The organism is Roseivivax lentus, assembly GCF_900156805.1.
Classification (GTDB): Bacteria; Pseudomonadota; Alphaproteobacteria; order Rhodobacterales; family Rhodobacteraceae; genus Roseivivax; species Roseivivax lentus.
Window position 1 is genome coordinate 434,303 of the sequence record NZ_FTOQ01000002.1, and the last position, 17,133, is coordinate 451,435.

19 protein-coding genes are annotated in these 17,133 nt (G+C 69.6%); 17 read left to right on the forward strand and 2 right to left on the reverse strand.

Annotated features, from left to right (window positions below; genetic code table 11):
• Nucleotides 1–59: 59 nt before the first annotated feature.
• Both metG and BW990_RS05705 read right to left on the reverse strand, forming a co-directional pair.
• Nucleotides 60–1,772, reverse strand: coding sequence for a methionine--tRNA ligase (metG, locus tag BW990_RS05700; protein WP_076445864.1), 1,713 nt, complete (start codon nucleotides 1,770–1,772; stop codon nucleotides 60–62).
• Between the two features lie 347 nt (nucleotides 1,773–2,119).
• Nucleotides 2,120–2,716: an ImuA family protein gene (locus tag BW990_RS05705; RefSeq protein ID WP_076445867.1), complete on the reverse strand. Its 597-nt coding sequence runs from the start codon at nucleotides 2,714–2,716 to the stop codon at nucleotides 2,120–2,122.
• 147 nt (nucleotides 2,717–2,863) lie between these two features.
• On the opposite strand from BW990_RS05705, the gene modA reads away from it, so the two are divergent.
• The 17 genes from modA to BW990_RS05790 all read left to right on the forward strand — a co-directional run bounded on the left by modA (nucleotide 2,864) and on the right by BW990_RS05790 (nucleotide 17,118).
• Nucleotides 2,864–3,640 carry a molybdate ABC transporter substrate-binding protein gene (gene modA / locus BW990_RS05710; RefSeq protein WP_076445869.1) on the forward strand — a complete coding sequence of 259 codons (777 nt, stop codon included), beginning with the start codon at nucleotides 2,864–2,866 and terminating at the stop codon, nucleotides 3,638–3,640.
• A gap of 14 nt (nucleotides 3,641–3,654) precedes the next feature.
• Nucleotides 3,655–4,362 carry a molybdate ABC transporter permease subunit gene (modB, locus tag BW990_RS05715; RefSeq protein ID WP_076445871.1) on the forward strand — a complete coding sequence of 236 codons (708 nt, stop codon included), beginning with the start codon at nucleotides 3,655–3,657 and terminating at the stop codon, nucleotides 4,360–4,362.
• Complete coding sequence (gene modC, locus BW990_RS05720) at nucleotides 4,359–5,453, forward strand: molybdenum ABC transporter ATP-binding protein (protein WP_076445873.1); 1,095 nt, start codon at nucleotides 4,359–4,361, stop codon at nucleotides 5,451–5,453. Before modB ends, modC begins: the two co-directional genes overlap by 4 nt.
• Nucleotides 5,454–5,499: 46 nt before the next feature.
• On the forward strand, nucleotides 5,500–6,561 hold the full coding sequence (locus BW990_RS05725; RefSeq protein ID WP_076446372.1) for an aldo/keto reductase: 1,062 nt from the start codon (nucleotides 5,500–5,502) through the stop codon (nucleotides 6,559–6,561).
• Nucleotides 6,562–6,612: 51 nt separating this feature from the next.
• A complete protein-coding gene (locus tag BW990_RS05730; protein ID WP_076445875.1) occupies nucleotides 6,613–7,512 on the forward strand; it encodes a DMT family transporter in 900 nt (299 codons plus the stop codon).
• 71 nt (nucleotides 7,513–7,583) lie between these two features.
• A complete protein-coding gene (gene trmB, locus BW990_RS05735; protein WP_083950487.1) occupies nucleotides 7,584–8,294 on the forward strand; it encodes a tRNA (guanine(46)-N(7))-methyltransferase TrmB in 711 nt (236 codons plus the stop codon).
• 95 nt (nucleotides 8,295–8,389) lie between these two features.
• Nucleotides 8,390–9,739, forward strand: a complete 1,350-nt coding sequence (gene aroA / locus BW990_RS05740; RefSeq protein ID WP_076445877.1) for a 3-phosphoshikimate 1-carboxyvinyltransferase — start codon at nucleotides 8,390–8,392, stop codon at nucleotides 9,737–9,739.
• Nucleotides 9,736–10,218 (forward strand): hypothetical protein, encoded by a 483-nt coding sequence (locus BW990_RS05745; RefSeq protein ID WP_076445879.1) that lies wholly within the window; start codon nucleotides 9,736–9,738, stop codon nucleotides 10,216–10,218. The genes aroA and BW990_RS05745 overlap by 4 nt, the downstream gene beginning before the upstream one ends.
• The gene (locus tag BW990_RS05750; RefSeq protein ID WP_076445881.1) at nucleotides 10,218–10,631 is read left to right on the forward strand and encodes a GFA family protein; all 414 of its coding nucleotides are present in this window, start codon (nucleotides 10,218–10,220) and stop codon (nucleotides 10,629–10,631) included. Before BW990_RS05745 ends, BW990_RS05750 begins: the two co-directional genes overlap by 1 nt.
• 34 nt (nucleotides 10,632–10,665) lie before the next feature.
• Nucleotides 10,666–11,286, forward strand: a complete 621-nt coding sequence (locus BW990_RS05755; RefSeq protein WP_076445883.1) for a (d)CMP kinase — start codon at nucleotides 10,666–10,668, stop codon at nucleotides 11,284–11,286.
• On the forward strand, nucleotides 11,283–12,359 hold the full coding sequence (locus BW990_RS05760; protein ID WP_143526087.1) for a hypothetical protein: 1,077 nt from the start codon (nucleotides 11,283–11,285) through the stop codon (nucleotides 12,357–12,359). The genes BW990_RS05755 and BW990_RS05760 overlap by 4 nt, the downstream gene beginning before the upstream one ends.
• Nucleotides 12,360–12,476: 117 nt before the next feature.
• Nucleotides 12,477–12,851 carry a DUF4168 domain-containing protein gene (locus BW990_RS05765; protein WP_076445886.1) on the forward strand — a complete coding sequence of 125 codons (375 nt, stop codon included), beginning with the start codon at nucleotides 12,477–12,479 and terminating at the stop codon, nucleotides 12,849–12,851.
• A 174-nt stretch (nucleotides 12,852–13,025) separates the two neighbouring features.
• On the forward strand, nucleotides 13,026–13,520 hold the full coding sequence (locus BW990_RS05770; RefSeq protein WP_076445887.1) for a DUF4168 domain-containing protein: 495 nt from the start codon (nucleotides 13,026–13,028) through the stop codon (nucleotides 13,518–13,520).
• Between the two features lie 280 nt (nucleotides 13,521–13,800).
• Nucleotides 13,801–15,486, forward strand: a complete 1,686-nt coding sequence (gene rpsA, locus BW990_RS05775; protein ID WP_076445889.1) for a 30S ribosomal protein S1 — start codon at nucleotides 13,801–13,803, stop codon at nucleotides 15,484–15,486.
• Between the two features lie 273 nt (nucleotides 15,487–15,759).
• Entirely contained in the window at nucleotides 15,760–16,044 is a 285-nt protein-coding gene (gene ihfB, locus BW990_RS05780) for an integration host factor subunit beta (protein WP_076446376.1), read from the forward strand.
• 7 nt (nucleotides 16,045–16,051) lie between these two features.
• The gene (locus BW990_RS05785) at nucleotides 16,052–16,402 is read left to right on the forward strand and encodes a lipopolysaccharide assembly protein LapA domain-containing protein (protein ID WP_076445891.1); all 351 of its coding nucleotides are present in this window, start codon (nucleotides 16,052–16,054) and stop codon (nucleotides 16,400–16,402) included.
• Nucleotides 16,403–16,455: 53 nt separating this feature from the next.
• Nucleotides 16,456–17,118: a phosphoribosylanthranilate isomerase gene (locus BW990_RS05790; RefSeq protein ID WP_076445893.1), complete on the forward strand. Its 663-nt coding sequence runs from the start codon at nucleotides 16,456–16,458 to the stop codon at nucleotides 17,116–17,118.
• The last annotated feature ends 15 nt before the right edge of the window (nucleotides 17,119–17,133 follow it).

A 17,133-nucleotide genomic window follows, 5' to 3' on the forward strand; every position in this document is an offset into this window, starting at 1 on the left:
AGGCCCGCGCGACACAGTAGGCGGGGTGAAAACCCACCCCGCGGTGGCCCCGGGGCGCGTTACGCCCGCTTGCCCGAGAACCGCGCCTGCCATTCCTCGCGCTCGGCATCGGTGATCTTGCGGAAGGTCACGTCGGGAACGGTGAAGGCATGACCCGCGGGCAGGGCCTGAAGCGCCGCATCCACATCGTCGGGCCAGGCCGCGTCGGCATCGCCCATCGCTTCCAGCAACTGCGCCGCCGCGTCGGGGATGAAGGGGGCCGACAGTACGGCGTAGAAGCGGATCAGGTTCAGCCCCAGCCGGATCTGCATTGCCGCGGTCTCGGGGTCCTCCTTGAAGGTCGACCACGGCGCCGCGTCCTGCAGGTATTCGTTGCCGAGCACCCAGATCGCCCGCAGCGTGGCGGCGGATTTGCGGACCTCCATCGCCTCCATCTGGCGCGTGTAGTCGCCGAGCTTGTCCTGCAGCGCCGCCACGAGCGCGGTCTCGCGCTCGCCCCAGGCACCGCCTTCGGGCACCGTCTCGCCGAACTTCGAGCGGCAGAACTTGGTGACGCGGCTGGCGAAATTGCCCAGCACGTCCGCGAGATCCTTGTTCACCGAGGACTGGAAATTTTCCCAAGTGAATTCCGCATCCGACGACTCGGGGGCATGGCTCAGGAGCCACCAGCGCCAGTAATCCGCGGGCAGGATCTCGAGCGCCTGGTCCATAAAGACGCCGCGACCGCGCGAGGTGGAGAACTGGCCGCCCTCGTAATTGAGGTAGTTGAAGCTCTTGATGTAATCGACGAGCTTCCACGGCTCCTCGCTGCCGAGGATCGTGGCGGGGAAGGAGAGCGTGTGAAAGGGCACGTTGTCCTTGCCCATGAACTGGGTGTAGCGCACGTCGTCCGCACCCTTGTCGGTGCGCCACCAGCGTTCCCAATCCCGGCCCTTGCCCGCATCGACCCATTCCTGCGCCGAGGCGATGTATTCGATGGGCGCGTCGAACCAGACATAGAAGACCTTGCCCTCCATGCCGGGCCAGTCCTGATCGCCGCGCTTCACCGGGATGCCCCAGTCGAGATCGCGGGTGATGCCCCGATCCTGCAGCCCGTCGCCGTCATTGAGCCATTTCTTGGCGATGGAGGTGGTCAGCACCGGCCAGTCGGTCTTGCTGTCGATCCAGGCCTCGAGCTCGTCCTTCATGGTCGATTGGCGCAGGTAGAGATGCTTGGTCTCGCGCATTTCGAGATCGGTCGCCCCCGAGATCACCGAGCGGGGATCGATCAGATCGACCGGATCGAGCTGCTTGGTGCAATTGTCGCATTGATCGCCGCGCGCATCCTCGAAGCCGCAATTGGGGCAGGTGCCCTCGATATAGCGGTCGGGCAGGTAGCGCCCGTCGGTGGTCGAATACATCTGCGTCTCGGAGACCTCGCGGATCAGGCCCCGATCCGCGAGCACGCCCGCGAAATGCTGCGTCAGCGCGTGGTTCTGCGGCGAGGAGGAGCGGCCGAAATGGTCGAAGGAGAGGCGGAAGCCCTCGGCGATGCGGGCCTGGGTCTCGTGCATCTCGGCGCAATATTCCGCGACCGGCTGGCCGGCCTTCTTCGCGGCAAGCTCGGCGGGGGTGCCGTGCTCGTCGGTGGCGCAGAGAAACAGCACCTCGTGGCCGCGCGCGCGCTGGTAACGGGCGAAGAGATCGGCGGGCAGCTGGCTGCCCACGAGATTGCCGAGATGCTTGATCCCGTTGATATACGGGATCGCGGAGGTGATGAGATGTCGGGCCATGGCGGATGCCTCGGGTCTGGGATGCGGGGCGTTTCGGGCCGTTTAGACCATCGCCTGCCCGGGGGCCAGTGGCCGCATCGGATCCGGTCGGGCGGGCGTGCCGCCCGCGCAGGTCTGGCGCGCTGATCGTGCCGATCATCGCGCGGGTCAGGGGCGCTGCCCCTCTTGGCCGCGCGGGGCGCGGCCAATTCACCCCGGGCGACATGCCGGAAAGGTGAAGGGGTGGGGCAGCGCATGCGTCCCCGTGGGCGCGCGGGGTGGCCGGCTGCGGGGTCCGGCGCGGCAAACAAGGCGCGCCGCCCGGGCCAGGCGCGGCGGGCGGCCGGTCGGGCGGGGTCGGGGCGCGGTCAGGCGGGCGCCGGATCGCTGCGGTACTGCCCGTCCGTTCGCGTCAGCGTCCAGGCGGCGGGCGGCGCCATGCGGGCGCGGGGGCGGGCCACCTGCCAGCGCTGACGGCCCGGGCCGTGGTCCGGCATGCTGTGCCAGCGGCTTTCGATCCCCGCGGCGCCGCCCGCGCCCGGGGTCAGGATGAGCCCCGTGGGCCGGGCCTCGCGCGTGCTGCCCGCCTCCGCGGCCAGTTGCAGCCGCCGGACCGGGGTCAGGCCCGGCGCCTCGGTCAGATCGGCCACGGCCAGCGCCACCGCGCCCGCGCGCAGCGTCTCCTCCAGCGCCCAGAGGCGGTCGATCTCGCGCGGGGCGGCGACGAACAAAAGCCGCGCGGGATCGCAGAGCCCGTGCAGGCCGCAGGGATTGAGCCCCGATCCGCCGGGCGGACCGATCCAGAGCACCGGGCCGTCCGTCCGCCCCGCAAGCGCCAGCGCGAAATGCACCCGCGACCCGCCGCAGATCTCGTGCACGCGGCCTTCGCGCAGGGCGATATCGGGGGTCAGCGCGATGGCGGGGGGCACCTTGGCGGGCGCGCGTCTGAGCAGCGTGTCGGTCATGCGCCAAATATAGAATGTTCGCGTTATGTCCTCAAGCCTGTGACGATGCGGTCCGGGCGCGCGGGACCGGCGCGCTGCGACCAAAGCGGGCTTGTGGGACGGGCGGCGCCGTGCCACCTCTGAGGCCCGAAAGGACCCCGACGCCCCATGCGCCTGATCGTGATCGTTTTTCTGCTCTCTCTCGCCGGGCTTTCGGGCACCGCGCGATCCGCATGCGCCGCCGAGATCACGGTCTTTGCCGCGGCCTCCACGCGGGGAGCATTGGAAGAGGCGGCGGCGGCGTTCGAAGCGGCGCAGGGCCACGCGCTGCGCATCGCGCCCGCGGGCTCGTCGCTGCTGGCCCGGCAGATCGACCGCGGCGCGCCGGCGGATCTGTTCCTGTCGGCCAATCCCGACTGGATGGACTGGCTCGCGGCGCGCGGCCATGTGCGCACGGAGACCCGCGTGACGCTTCTGGGCAACCGGCTGGTGCTGATCGCGCCCCGGCAGGCCGGGGCCGCATCGGTCACGCTGAAGGCGGATGCGCTTCTCGAGGCGCTCGGACCCGAGGGCCGGATCGCGATGGCGCTGAGCGATGCGGTGCCCGCGGGGCTTTATACCCGCGCCGCCTTCGAGACGCTGGGACTCTGGGAGGCGCTGGCCCCCCGCCGGGTCGAGGCGGACAATGTGCGCGCGGCACTTGCGCTGGTGGCGCTGGGCGAGGCGCCGCTGGGCGTCGTCTATGCCAGCGACGCCGCCGCAGAGCCGCGGGTGCGGGTCGTGGCGGAGATCCCCGACACAGCCCATCCGCCGATCCGATACCCCGCGGCGATCCTGCGCGACGCGCCCGCGCCCGAGGCCGCCGCCGCCTTCCTCGACTGGCTGCAGGGCCCCGAGGCGCGGGCGATCTTCGACGCGCATGGCTTTGCGGCGCCGCAGGGGTGAGGTAGTCCGGGGATATGGAAACGCTCGCTCAGACGCTGGGGCCCGAGGCGTGGCAGGCGGTGCGCCTGTCGCTGAAGGTGGCGTTCTGGGCGACGCTCGCGGCGCTGCCCTTCGGGGTGGCGGTGGCCTACCTGCTGGCGCGGGTGCGGTTTCCGGGGCGCGGTCTTCTGAACGGGCTCGTGCATCTGCCGCTGATCCTGCCGCCGGTGGTCACCGGTTACCTGCTGCTGCTGGGCTTCGGACGACAAGGGCCGCTGGGGTCGGCGCTCTACGAGCTTTTCGGGATCACGCTGGCCTTTCGCTGGACCGGGGCGGCGCTGGCGGCGGCGATCATGGCCTTTCCGCTTCTGGTGCGCGCGATCCGGCTGGCGCTGGAGGCGGTCGATCCGGGGCTCGAGGCCGCCGCGGCGACGCTCGGCGCGTCCAGCCTGCGGGTCTTTCTGACCGTCACGCTGCCGCTCATCCTGCCCGGGGTGATCGCGGGGGCGGTCCTGTCCTTCGCCAAGGCGATGGGTGAGTTCGGCGCGACGATCACCTTCGTGGCCAACATTCCCGGCGAGACCCAGACGCTGCCCTCGGCCATCTATGCCTTCCTGCAGGTGCCGGGAGGCGAGGATGCCGCGATGACGCTGGTGCTGATCTCCATCGCCATCGCAATGGGCGCGCTGGCCTTGTCCGAGGTGCTGGCGCGGCGCGCGGCGCGGCGGGTGGCGGGGCGATGACGCTCTCGGTGGCGATCCGCAAGCGGCTGGGGGATTTCGCCCTCGACATGGGCTTCGAGGCGCCGGGCGGCGTCACGGTGCTGTTCGGGCGGTCGGGGTCGGGCAAGACGTCGGTCGTCAATGCGGTGGCCGGGCTGATGCGGCCCGATGCGGGGCGGATCGCGCTGGACGGCGAGGTCCTCTTCGACGGTGCGGCGGGCCGGTCGGTGCCGGTGCATCGCCGGCGGCTCGGCTACGTCTTCCAGGACAGCCGTCTCTTTCCGCATCTCGATATCCGCCAGAACCTGCTTTACGGGCGGCGCGCGCGCGGGCTCGCCGGCCCGGGCGAGATGGACCGGATCGTGGCGCTTCTGGGGCTCGAGGGGCTGCTCGGACGGCGGCCCGGCGCGCTGTCGGGCGGCGAGGCGCAGCGCGTCGCGATCGGACGCGCGCTGCTGTCCGAGCCCCGCATGCTGCTGATGGACGAGCCGCTGGCCTCCCTCGACGCCCCCCGCAAGGCCGAGATCCTGCCCTATCTCGAAAAGCTGCGCGCCGGGACCGGCCTGCCCATCCTCTATGTCAGCCACAACCTGTCGGAGGTGGCGCGGCTGGCCACCCATCTCGTTGTGCTCGACCGGGGCCGCGTGATGAAGGCGGGGCCCGCCGAGGCGCTTCTTTCCGATCCCGACCTCGTGCCGGTGATGGGCCTGCGCGAGGCCGGCGCGGTGCTGCCCGCGCGGGTCGCGGGGCATGGCGCGGACGGGCTGACGGAGCTTGCGGTCTCGGGCGGGACGCTCTGGCTGCCGCGGATCGCCGCCGAGCCCGGCACGCGGCTCAGGGTGCGCATCCTCGCGCAGGACGTGATGATCGCGACCGAACGGCCCACGCAGATCTCGGCGCTGAACATCCTGCCCGCGACGGTCACCGCGCTGCGTCCGGGCGAGGGGCCAGGGATGATCGCGCAGCTGAGCATCGGGCAGGATACGATACTCGCCCGCGTCACCCGGCGCAGCGCCGACCGGCTGGGTCTCATCGAGGGGCGCGCCTGTTTCGCGGTGATGAAATCGGTGGCGGTGGCGCCCGCCGATGTCGGTCAGGGCTTGCGGGTCTGACCCGAGGCTTTAGGAAGGCGCGAAACGAAGGAGCCTTCCCATGTCCTTGACGAAGAACCCCCTCGGCCGGTCTGGCCTCGAAGTCACCGAATTCTGCCTCGGCACCATGACCTTCGGCAACCAGACCGACGAGAAAACCGCACACGCGCAGATCGAGCATGCCGCGGCGGCGGGGATCAATTTCATGGATGCCGCCGAGATGTATCCGGTGAACCCCGTGCGCGCCGAGACGGTGGGCCGCACCGAGGAGATCCTCGGCAACTGGTTCGCGAAATCCGGCAAGCGGCACGAATGGATCCTCGCGACCAAGGTGTCGGGCGCGGGCCTCGAGGCGGTGCGGGACGGCGCGCCGATCAGTCCCGCCACGATGACCGAGGCTCTGGAGGCCTCGCTGCGCCGCCTGCAGACCGACGTGATCGACCTTTATCAGCTGCACTGGCCCAATCGCGGCTCCTACGCGTTTCGCCAGCAATGGGGCTTTGCGCCCGAGACGCAGGACACCGCCGAGACCCGCCAGCACATGGCCGATTGCCTGGGCTGGGCCGCGCGCGAGGTCGACCGCGGCACCATCCGCGCCATGGGCCTGTCGAACGAAAGCGCCTGGGGCACGATGGCCTGGAACCGCCTCGCCGAGGCCGAGGGCCTGCCGCGCATGGAGAGCGTGCAGAACGAGTATTCGCTGATGTACCGCATGGCCGATACCGATCTGGCCGAGGTGCTGCTGCACGAGGAGGTGGGCTTTCTGCCCTATTCGCCGCTGGCCGCAGGCCTTCTGTCGGGCAAGTACCAGGACGGTTCTGTGCCCGAGGGCAGCCGAATGGCGGTCGACATCGCCTTCGGCGGCGATGGCGGGCTGGGCGGACGCAAGACCGACCGGGCCTTCGTGGCGGCGGCGGCCTATCTGCAGGTGGCGCGCGATTTCGGCCATGACCCGGCGCAGATGGCCTTCGCCTGGTCCGCGCGGCGGCCTTTCGTCACCTCGTCGATCTTCGGGGCGACGACGCTGGCGCAGCTCGATCACGCGCTGGACGCCATCGACGTGACGCTGTCCGAGGAATGCCTCGCCGCACTCGACGCCGTGCACAGGGCGCATCCCTTCCCGTTCTGACGGGGTCTCTCTCATCCGCCCGGACCGGGCGTCTTCGAGGCGGTTGCGGCGATGGAGCCCTGGATCCTCTTCACCCTTCTGGCCGCCGCCTTCCAGACGGTGCGCTTCATGCTGCAGAAGGTGATGAGCCTCGGCGGCCTGAGCGCGACCGCCTCGAGCTTTGCCCGGTTCGCCTATGCGATGCCGTTTGCCTGGGCGGCGGCGACACTCTGGGCGGGAGTGGCGGGCCTGCCCGCCGGGCTCGACCCGGTCTTCTGGCTTTACGCCCCGCTCGGTGCGCTGGCGCAGATCCTCGCCACGATCTGCGTCGTCGCCATGTTCGCCCATCGCAGCTTCGCTGTGGGCATCACCCTGAAGAAGACCGAGGTGCTGCAGACCGCGCTGGTGGGCTGGCTGATCCTCGGCGAGACGGTCAGCGCGGCGGGCCTCGGCGCGATGGTCATCGGGCTGATCGGCGTGCTGCTTCTGTCAGACACGCCCGGCCTTGCGGGGCGCTGGTGGCAGCGGATCGGGCTTCGGGTGGCGCTTCTGGGCCTCGCCTCGGGGTTGTTCTTCGGGCTCTCGGGCGTGGGCTATCGCGGGGCGGCGCTGGCGGTGGGCGCCGAGGATCCGGTCAGCCGGGCGATCTTCGCGCTGGCGCCGGTCACGCTGATGCAGACGCTTGCGCTGGGCCTCTGGCTGCGCGTCCGAGCGCCGGGCACGCTGACGGCGGTGGCGCGCTGGTGGCCCAAGGGCATCTGGCTCGGGCTGACCTCCGTCGGCGGCTCTTTCGGGTGGTTCGCGGCCTTCTCGCTGCAGAACGCGGCCTATGTCTTCGCCGTGGGGCAGGTGGAGCTCATCTTCTCGCTCGCCGTCTCGGTGCTCGTGTTCCGCGAACGCGCCACACTGCGGGAGCTTGCGGGCATCGCCGTGCTCTGCGCCTCGATCCTCGCGCTGGTCCTGGCGATCTGAGCCGGCAGCCTTCGCGCTCCCGGCCATCCGGGCGTTGCAGGCCCCCGCGCGCTTCGCTATCTGCCGCGGCCATGAGCGAACGACATCCCTCCGGCGCCCCCTGGCGCAATTTTTACGGCCGCTTCAAGGGCAAGGGCCTGCGCAAGTCGCAGGAGGCCTATCTCGACGAGGATCTGGCCGCCTACAGCCCCGGAAAGGTGGGCTGGGACGTGAACCCCGACCGCGCAGCCCTCGATCTCGAGGCGCTTTTCGGCGGCAAGCCCGTCTGGCTGGAAGTGGGCTTCGGCGGCGGCGAGCACCTCGTGCATCAGGCGCTGGGCAACCCTGAGGTCGGGCTTATCGGCTGCGAGCCCTATATCAACGGTGTCGCCATGCTGCTCGGCAAGCTGCGCGAGAACCCCGCGCAGAACGTCCGCATCCATCCCGGCGATGCGCGCGACCTCTTCGACGTGCTGCCCGCGAACAGCCTGTCGAAGGCGTTCCTGCTCTATCCCGATCCCTGGCCGAAAAAGCGCCACCACCGCCGCCGCTTCGTGACACCCGAGCATCTGGACCCGCTGGCCCGTGCGCTGAATCCGGGCGCGGAGTTCCGGGTCGCCACCGACATCCCCGACTATGTGCGCCAGACGCTGATCGAGGTGCCCCGCGCGGGGTTCGACTGGCTGGCCGACGGACCCCGCGACTGGCGCGAACCTTGGGCCAACTGGACCCGGACGCGCTACGAGGAAAAGGCCCTGCGAGAAGGCCGCACGCCGCATTACCTGACCTTCCGCAAGCGCTGAACGCGCCCGCGCCGGCCGCTTTTCGGCGCATGGCCGATGGACGCAGGGCGGCCCGCTTGCTAAAGCGCCGTGCAACCCGTCACGAAGGAGCGACCATGTCCGCCCACGGCCCCGCCATCCCGATGATCGCCCGGAAATCCGGGCCCCTCAATGGCACGGCGGAGGTGCCCGGCGACAAGTCGATCTCGCACCGCGCGCTGATCCTCGGCGCGCTGTCGGTGGGCGAGACGCGGGTGACCGGCCTGCTGGAGGGGCAAGACGTTCTGGACACCGGCCGCGCGATGCGCGCCTTCGGGGCCGAGGTCTTCCGCGACGGCGCGACCTGGGTCGTGCACGGCGTCGGCGTCGGCGGCTTCATGGAGCCCGACCAGGTCATCGATTGCGGCAATTCCGGCACCGGCGTGCGGCTCATCATGGGGGCGATGGCGACCTCGCCCATCGCGGCGACCTTCACCGGCGATGCCAGCCTCAATTCGCGGCCCATGGCGCGGGTCACCGACCCGCTGGCGCTTTTCGGGGCGCAGGCGATGGGCCGCACCGGCGGGCGGCTGCCGATGACCATCCGCGGCGCGGAGCGCCCGCTGCCGGTGCGCTACGAGACGCCCGTTCCTTCCGCGCAGGTCAAGTCCGCGGTGCTGCTGGCGGGGCTGAACGCGCCGGGCGAGACGGTCGTCCTCGAGGCCGAGGCGACGCGCGATCATTCCGAGCGGATGCTCGTGGGCTTCGGCGCCGAGGTCGATGTGGAGGACACGCCGCAGGGCCGCCTCATCACCCTGCAGGGCCGGCCCGAGCTGCACCCGCAGACCATCGCCGTGCCGCGCGACCCGTCCTCGGCGGCCTTTCCGGTCTGCGCCGCGATCATCACCGAAGGCTCCGACGTGCTGGTGCCCAATATCGGCCTCAATCCGACCCGCGCGGGCCTCTTCACCACGCTGCGCGAGATGGGCGCCGACCTGACCTACGAGAACGAACGCGAGGAGGGCGGCGAGCCCGTGGCCGATCTGCGCGCGCGCTTTTCGCCCGACCTCAAGGGCATCGAGGTGCCCGCCGAGCGCGCCGCTTCGATGATCGACGAATATCCCGTCCTCTCCGCCGTCGCGGCCTATGCCGAGGGCGCGACCTACATGCCCGGCGTGAAGGAGCTGCGGGTGAAGGAAAGCGACCGCATCGACGCCATGGCCGAGGGCCTGCGCGCTAACGGCATCGAGGTCGATGAGGGCGAGGATTGGTGGCGCGTCCATGGCCGCGGCTTCGGCGATGTCACCGGCGGCGCGACCGTGGCCTCGCGGCTGGATCACCGCATCGCGATGTCTTTCCTTGTCTTCGGCATGGCCGCCGAAAAGGGCTGTCGCGTCGACGATGGCGGGCCGATCGCCACCTCCTTCCCGATCTTCGAGCCGTTGATGACGGCCCTCGGCGCCACCGTCGAACGCGAGGCCACATGACGACGCAAACACGGATCGGTGCGGCGGCCGTTCTGGTCTTCGTGCTCATGGTGGTGCTGAACAACGCCTTCGTCGCCCCGGCGGTGACCGGAGGCTTCCTGCCGCAATCGGCGCTCATGGGCTACCCGCCCGAGCAGCTGGCGCGGTTCGTGGACGAGATCGGCGGCCTGGGCTGGATCGGCGGGGCCTACCGCGCCGAGCTTGTGGTGATCGACCCGATCTTCATCGGGCTCTTCGCGCTCTGGGTGTCGTTGGCGCTGCGCGCGGCGCCGAAGGCCGCGCTGGCGCTGGCGCTGGTCTATACATGCGTGGACCTGACCGAGAACGGCCTCTTGCTCTGGGCGCTGTCCGGCGGCGACCCGGCGGCGGCGGCGACGCTTCTGCTGCCGGTGACACGGGTCAAGCTCGGCCTTGCCGCGCTCCTGTTTCTTGCCGGCCGCGCCGCGACGCGCCGCCGGATGGCCGAGGCCGGACGCTGATGGCGCCGCCAACGGCCACCGGAAGCTGCCTCTGCGGCGCGATCCGCTACACCGTGCGCGGCCCCCTCCGCCCGGTGATCGGCTGTCATTGCCGGATGTGCCGCAAGACCTCGGGCCATCACGTCGCGGCGACCTCCGCCGATCCCGCCCGCGTGACGATCACGGGCGCGCCGCGCTGGTATCGCTCCTCCGAGGCGGCGGAGCGCGGCTTCTGCCGGGATTGCGGCTCCAACCTGTTCTGGCGCCGGGCCGGACACCTGTCGATCTTCGCGGGCACGCTCGATACCCATCCGGACGACCTTGCGCTTGCAGGCCACATCTTCTGCGCCGAGAAAGGGCGGTACTACGCGATCGCCGACGGCACCCGCCAGGCGCCCGGCGACGACCCGGACCTCGCGCTGGCCCCCCGGTAGCGTCCGGAACAGCCCCGCACGGAAGGAGAAAGACATGGCCTTCACCATCGCCATCGACGGCCCCGCCGCCTCTGGCAAGGGCACGATCAGCCGCGAAGTGGCGCGCGTCTTCGGCTGCGCACATCTCGATACCGGGCTGCTCTATCGCGCGGTTGGGCGGCGAATGCTGGACGGGGAGCCCCCGATCGAGGCCGCCCGCGCGCTCTGCGCTGCCGATCTCGAGGTCGAGGGCCTGCGCACGCCCGGCGTGGGCGACGCGGCCTCCAAGGTCGCGGTGATCCCCGAAGTGCGCGCGGCTCTTGTCGATTTTCAGCGCGCCTTCGCGCGGCGCGACGGCGGGGCGGTGCTGGACGGGCGGGATATCGGCACGGTGATCTGCCCCGAGGCCGAGGCGAAGCTCTTCGTCATCGCCTCGCCCGAAGTGCGTGCCCGGCGGCGCTACGACGAATACGTCACCGCCGGAGAGAGCGTCGATTTCGACCGGGTGCTGGAGGACGTGCGCGCCCGCGACGAGCGCGACATGGGCCGTGCCGACGCGCCGCTCCGGCCCGCCGAGGACGCGGTGCAGATCGACACCACCACGCTCAGCATCGACGAGGCCGTGGCCACGGCCATCGCCGCGATCGAGGCGCGGGGCGGGGTGCGGGCCTCGTGATGGAATTCGCGCGGCTGGCCTTTCCGCCCCATCTGCGCCGCAGCTCGATCCTGAAGGCCAGGCACCGTCCGGAGGGATATGACGACGCCTTCGACGCCGACACCTTCTGGTACGATGCGATCTGGGCACGGGGCCGGGTGCATCTGGTCTGCCCGCCCTTCAACAACCTCAAACCCGCGGTGCTGGGCGCGCGGTACCGCCTCGACGGCGCACCCGCGCGCCTCCTGCGCCACCGCGCCTACAAGCGTCACGCGGTGCTGGAGCTCGACGCGCGCGCGAGGCCCGCGCGGATCGACGTGACCATCGGCGACTGGACCGGCGACAGCGCGGTGCACGCGGCGGGCCTGCCCGGCATCGACGGCGCGCGGGTGCATTTCTACATCAACAAGGACAACGACCTGCGCTGGATGGCCGACCACGCGCGCTTCACGAGCGCCCGCCACGGGCTCGATGCGGTCGTGGTGATCGACAACGGCTCCACCCGCTACGCGCCCGCCGAGATCGCCGCGACGCTGGAAGGGCAGGGCGTCCGCGCGCTGGTCTTCGAGGCACCCTACCGCTACGGGCCCATCGGCCTGCCGCCCTTCCGCCGGACCGAGAAATACCTGCAGACGGCGCTTTTCAACGCGCTCAGGCTGCGCGGGCTCGACCGGGCGGGCGCGGTTCTGAACTGCGATCTCGACGAGCTGGTGCTGGGCCCGCAGAGCGTCTTCGAGGCGACCCGCGCGGCACGGCTGAAATTCCTGCAGATCCGCGGCCAGTGGATGACGCCCCCGCCGGGCAAGGCGCCGCCCTTCACCCATGCCGATCACGTCTTTCACCACGATCCGCCGAAACCCTGCCCGACCAAGTGGTGCCTCGATCCCTCGGGGCCACTGGGGCGGTTCAGCTGGGATATCCACGGTTTCGAACGGCTGGGCGTGCTGCACAATTTTCCCGCCCGCGGCTTCCGCTTCCTGCATTGCCGGGGCGTGTCGACCGCCTGGAAGGGGCAGGGCCGCCTGAAAGTGCCCGAAAAGACGCGGCACGACCCCGAGGCTGCCGCCGTTCTGGGCGATGTCTTCGGGGCCTGAGCGAAGAGCCGCCGCAGCCCTTTACCCGTCGCCGCGTCTTTGTCACCCTTCGGGCAAGGGTGCCCGTCCGGACCGCCGGGCGCCCGGAAACCGGGAACCGGGAAAGGGAGAGACAGTATGCGATCCACACCCTTCATCGCCGCCTGCGCACTCGCGGCCACCATGTCCGCCGCCACGGCGCAGGATATCCAACCTGAACAGGCGGCTTTCCGCACGGGCTTCAGCGCCTCCAAGATCGAGACCTTTGCGCAAGTGGCGCAGCGCGTGGCCGCGATGCGGAAGGAGACGATGACCCGCTATTTCGAGGTCGAGGACGACGCGGCCCGCCGCGCCCTGATCCGGCAGGCCAACGCTGAGCTGCGCGCCATCGTCATCGAGGCCGAGGGGCTGACCCTCGACGAGTTCGAGCGGATCAATGCCGCCGCGCGCACCGACCGCGCGCTCAACCGACATATCGCGCGGTCGCTCAAGGCGCTCGACGCGGACGGGTAAGAGGCGCCGGCTGCGTGACACGCCTGCCTTACGCTGAGGAAACGCAAGAATTCGCCGACGGGTTTTGACCTCGGCGGCCATGGTCCCCACGTCTTCACAAACGCCGCGGCACGATGAGCGTGCGGCGGTCGTTATGCCCGGATACGGGCGTGGAAGACCATGAAAGGACCGACTATGTTCGCGACCCGCAAGATCACCGCCACCGCACTCGCCGCCCTGATCGCCGCCCTGCCTGCGGGCCATCTGGCCGCGCAATCGAGTGCCGTCGACGCGCTGCCCGACAGCGCCGTGGCCGGCGAAGAGACCGAGCAGGCGCAAGGTGGCGCCGAGACCGGAGCCGACATCGAGGCCGAGACCGAGACGGCCGAGGGCGCGGTCGAGGGCTCGGGCTTCGAGATCGCCACGATCGAGGCCTTCGCCGCCGCCGTGCTCGACGTCACCGAGATCCGCGACGAGTATGCCGGCCAGCTCGAAGGCGTCAGCGACGAAGCGGAGCAGCGCACGCTCATAGAGGCGGCCAATGCCGAGATGCGGACCGCCATCGAAGAGCGCGAGGACCTGACGGTCGAGGAATACATGGCCATCAGCCGCGCCGCCGCAGAGGATGAGGGGCTGAATGCCGTGATCGCCCAGCTCCTGCAGCAGATGCAGCTCGATAACGCGGGCTGATCCGCGGGGGTCTTGCACCTCAGGAAAGACGCCCGGGACCCGCCGCAGACACGCGGCGGGTCCTGCGCGTTCGGGGCCCTGCGGTCGCCCGAGGCTTGCCATGGCGCCGATATGGCGCTAAAGCGCGCGTGTCGAGACGGCACCAATGCCGCGAAACATGAAGGCGAGCAGGGTCGGACCCGTCCGGCCCCTTTTGTTTTGCGAGCCCTGACCAAACCCAAAGACCGGCGGAGACAACCGCGCGGCCGGAATAAAGCGACGTAAAGGAACAACACGCCACATGGCTCAGAACGCTACTATGGAGGAATTCGAGGCCCTTCTGAATGAAAGCCTCGAAATGGACACGCCCGATGAGGGCTCTGTCGTCAAAGGCAAGGTGATCGCTGTCGAAGCGGGCCAGGCCATCATCGATGTCGGCTACAAGATGGAAGGCCGCGTCGATCTCAAGGAATTCGCGAATCCCGGCGAGCCTGCGGACATTTCCGTCGGCGACGAGGTCGAGGTCTATCTGCGCTCGGCCGAGAACGCCCGCGGCGAAGCGGTCATCTCCCGCGAGATGGCGCGCCGTGAAGAGGCATGGGATCGCCTCGAGAAGGCCTATGCCGACGATGCCCGCGTCGAAGGCGCGATCTTCGGCCGCGTCAAAGGCGGCTTCACCGTCGATCTCGGCGGTGCCGTGGCCTTCCTGCCCGGCTCCCAGGTCGATGTGCGCCCGGTGCGCGATGCAGGCCCGCTCATGGGTCTCAAGCAGCCGTTCCAGATCCTCAAGATGGACCGCCGCCGCGGCAACATCGTGGTGTCGCGCCGCGCGATCCTCGAGGAAAGCCGGGCCGAGCAGCGCGCCGAGGTCATCGCCAACCTCGAAGAGGGCCAGGCAGTCGACGGCGTGGTCAAGAACATCACCGAATACGGGGCCTTCGTGGACCTCGGCGGTGTGGACGGCCTGCTGCACGTCACCGACATGGCATGGCGCCGGGTGAACCACCCGTCCGAGATCCTCGCCATCGGCGAGACCGTGAAGGTGCAGGTCATCAAGATCAACCGCGAGACGCACCGCATCTCCCTCGGCATGAAGCAGCTGCAGGAAGATCCGTGGGATCTGGTGGGCGCGAAGTACCCGCTGGGCTCCGTGCATCAGGGCCGCGTGACGAACATCACCGATTACGGTGCCTTCGTCGAGCTGGAGCCGGGTGTCGAGGGCCTCGTGCACGTCTCCGAGATGTCCTGGACCAAGAAGAACGTCCACCCTGGCAAGATCGTGTCGACCTCCCAGGAGGTGGAAGTCATGGTCCTCGAGATCGACGCCGCCAAGCGTCGCGTGTCGCTGGGTCTCAAGCAGACCATGCGCAACCCCTGGGAAGTCTTCGCGGAGACGCATCCCGCGGGCACCGAGGTCGAGGGCGAGGTCAAGAACATCACCGAATTCGGTCTGTTCATCGGTCTCGACGGCGACATCGACGGCATGGTCCACCTGTCGGACCTGAGCTGGGACGAGCGCGGCGAAGACGCCATCCAGAACTACCGCAAGGGCGACATGGTCCAGGCGGTCGTGCAGGAAACCGACGTCGAGAAGGAGCGCATCTCGCTCTCCATCAAGGCGCTGGGAGGTGACAAGTTCGCCGAGGCCGTCGGCGGCACCAAGCGCGGTTCGATCATCACGGTGGCCGTCACGGCGATCGAGGACGGTGGCATCGAGGTCGAGTATGAGGGCATGAAGTCCTTCATCCGTCGCTCGGACCTGTCGCGGGATCGTGCCGAGCAGCGCCCCGAGCGCTTCTCGGTCGGCGACAAGGTCGATGTGCGCGTGACCAACGTGGACAGCAAGACCCGCCGCCTCGGCCTGTCGATCAAGGCGCGCGAGATCGCCGAGGAAAAGGAAGCGGTCGAGCAGTATGGCTCGTCGGCCTCCGGCGCCTCGCTGGGCGACATCCTCGGCGCGGCTCTCGGCAGCAACAAGGACGACTGATCGGCCCCGCCGATCACCGAACCGACGAAAGAGACCCCGGCGCAGGCCTGCGCCGGGGTCTTTTCTTTGGCGAATCGCATCGCTCCTCCGGCCCTTGCGGGCCGTCCTCGCCGGTGCAATCGGCCCGAAAGGGCGCGGCAATGGGCAAAAGCCCCTGTCTAAACCCGTGATTTCCCTGCCCAAAGCCCATGGAAACAGTTTCGATCCCATCGCGCAGGGCCTATAGTGACTGCTAGCAAACGCGCTTCAAGACGCCTTCAGGGAGAGATGTGGATGATCCGGTCCGAACTGATCCAGAAAATCGCGGATGACAATCCGCACCTCTATCAGCGCGACGTGGAGCGCATCGTGAACACCATCTTCGACGAGATCACCGGCGCCATGGCCAAGGGCGACCGCGTCGAGTTGCGCGGGTTCGGCGCCTTCTCGGTCAAGAAGCGCGATGCGCGCATCGGGCGGAACCCGCGCACCGGCGAAGCCGTTGAGGTCGAGGAGAAGCACGTCCCCTTCTTCAAGACCGGCAAGTTGCTGCGCGACCGTCTGAACGGAAAGGCCTGACACCGACATGAGATACATCCGCTACGCTTTCCTCGCCGCTGTCGCGATCGTCCTGATCGCCGTGGCGCTCGCCAATCGCGGCATGGTCACGCTGCAGCTTCTGCCCACCGATCTCTCCGAATTGCTCGGCCTGCAGCGCACGCTGTCGCTGCCGCTGTTCCTGGTGATCTTCGGCGGCATCGTCGTGGGCCTGGTGCTGGGCTTCGTCTGGGAATGGCTGCGCGAGCACAAGCACCGCGCCGAGGCCGCCCAGAAGGACCGCGAGGTCAAGCGGCTGGAGCGCGAGCTGAAGCGCACCCAGAGCGAGCGCGACAAGGACAAGGACGAAGTGCTGGCAATTCTCGACCAAGCAAGCTGACCGTCCGGCCCCGCCGGGCGGGGTCCGTTTCACATCATGAAGGTGAACGCGACATGGCCGATGTGCGCGTGAAAATCTGCGGGTTGACCCGCGCCGAGGACGTGGCCGCCGCCGCTGCGGCGGGCGCGGCCTATCTCGGCTTCGTCTTTTTCCCGAAATCCCCGCGCAACGTCTCGGTGGCCGAGGCCCGCGCGCTCGCGGTCGAGGCGCCCTTCGGCGTGGCCAAGGTCGGCCTGCTCGTTGATCCCGACGACGCGCTGCTGGACGCGATCGCGGCGGAGGTCCCGCTCGACATGATCCAGCTTCATGGCCGCGAAAGCCCCGACCGGGTCGCGGAGGTGCGCGCGCGGATGGGCCTGCCGGTGATGAAGGCCCTCGGTGTCGCGAGCGAAGCAGATCTTGAGAAGGTCGCGGCCTATGGCCGGGTGGCCGACCAGCTTCTGATCGACGCCAAGGCGCCCGAGGGCGCGGCATTGCCCGGCGGCAACGGGCTGGCCTTCGACTGGACGCTGGTGCAGGGTAAACGCTGGCCGGTGCCGTGGATGCTCGCGGGCGGGCTCACGCCGGAGACCGCGGGACGGGCCGTCACCATGACGGGCGCACAGCAGCTCGATGTTTCCTCGGGGGTGGAAAGCGCGCCGGGCGTGAAGGATGCCGCCAAGATGCGCGCCTTCATCGCGGCCACCCAAAGCGCCGGAGAGGTGCCGCGGCTCTAGCCGCCGCGCGTCGGC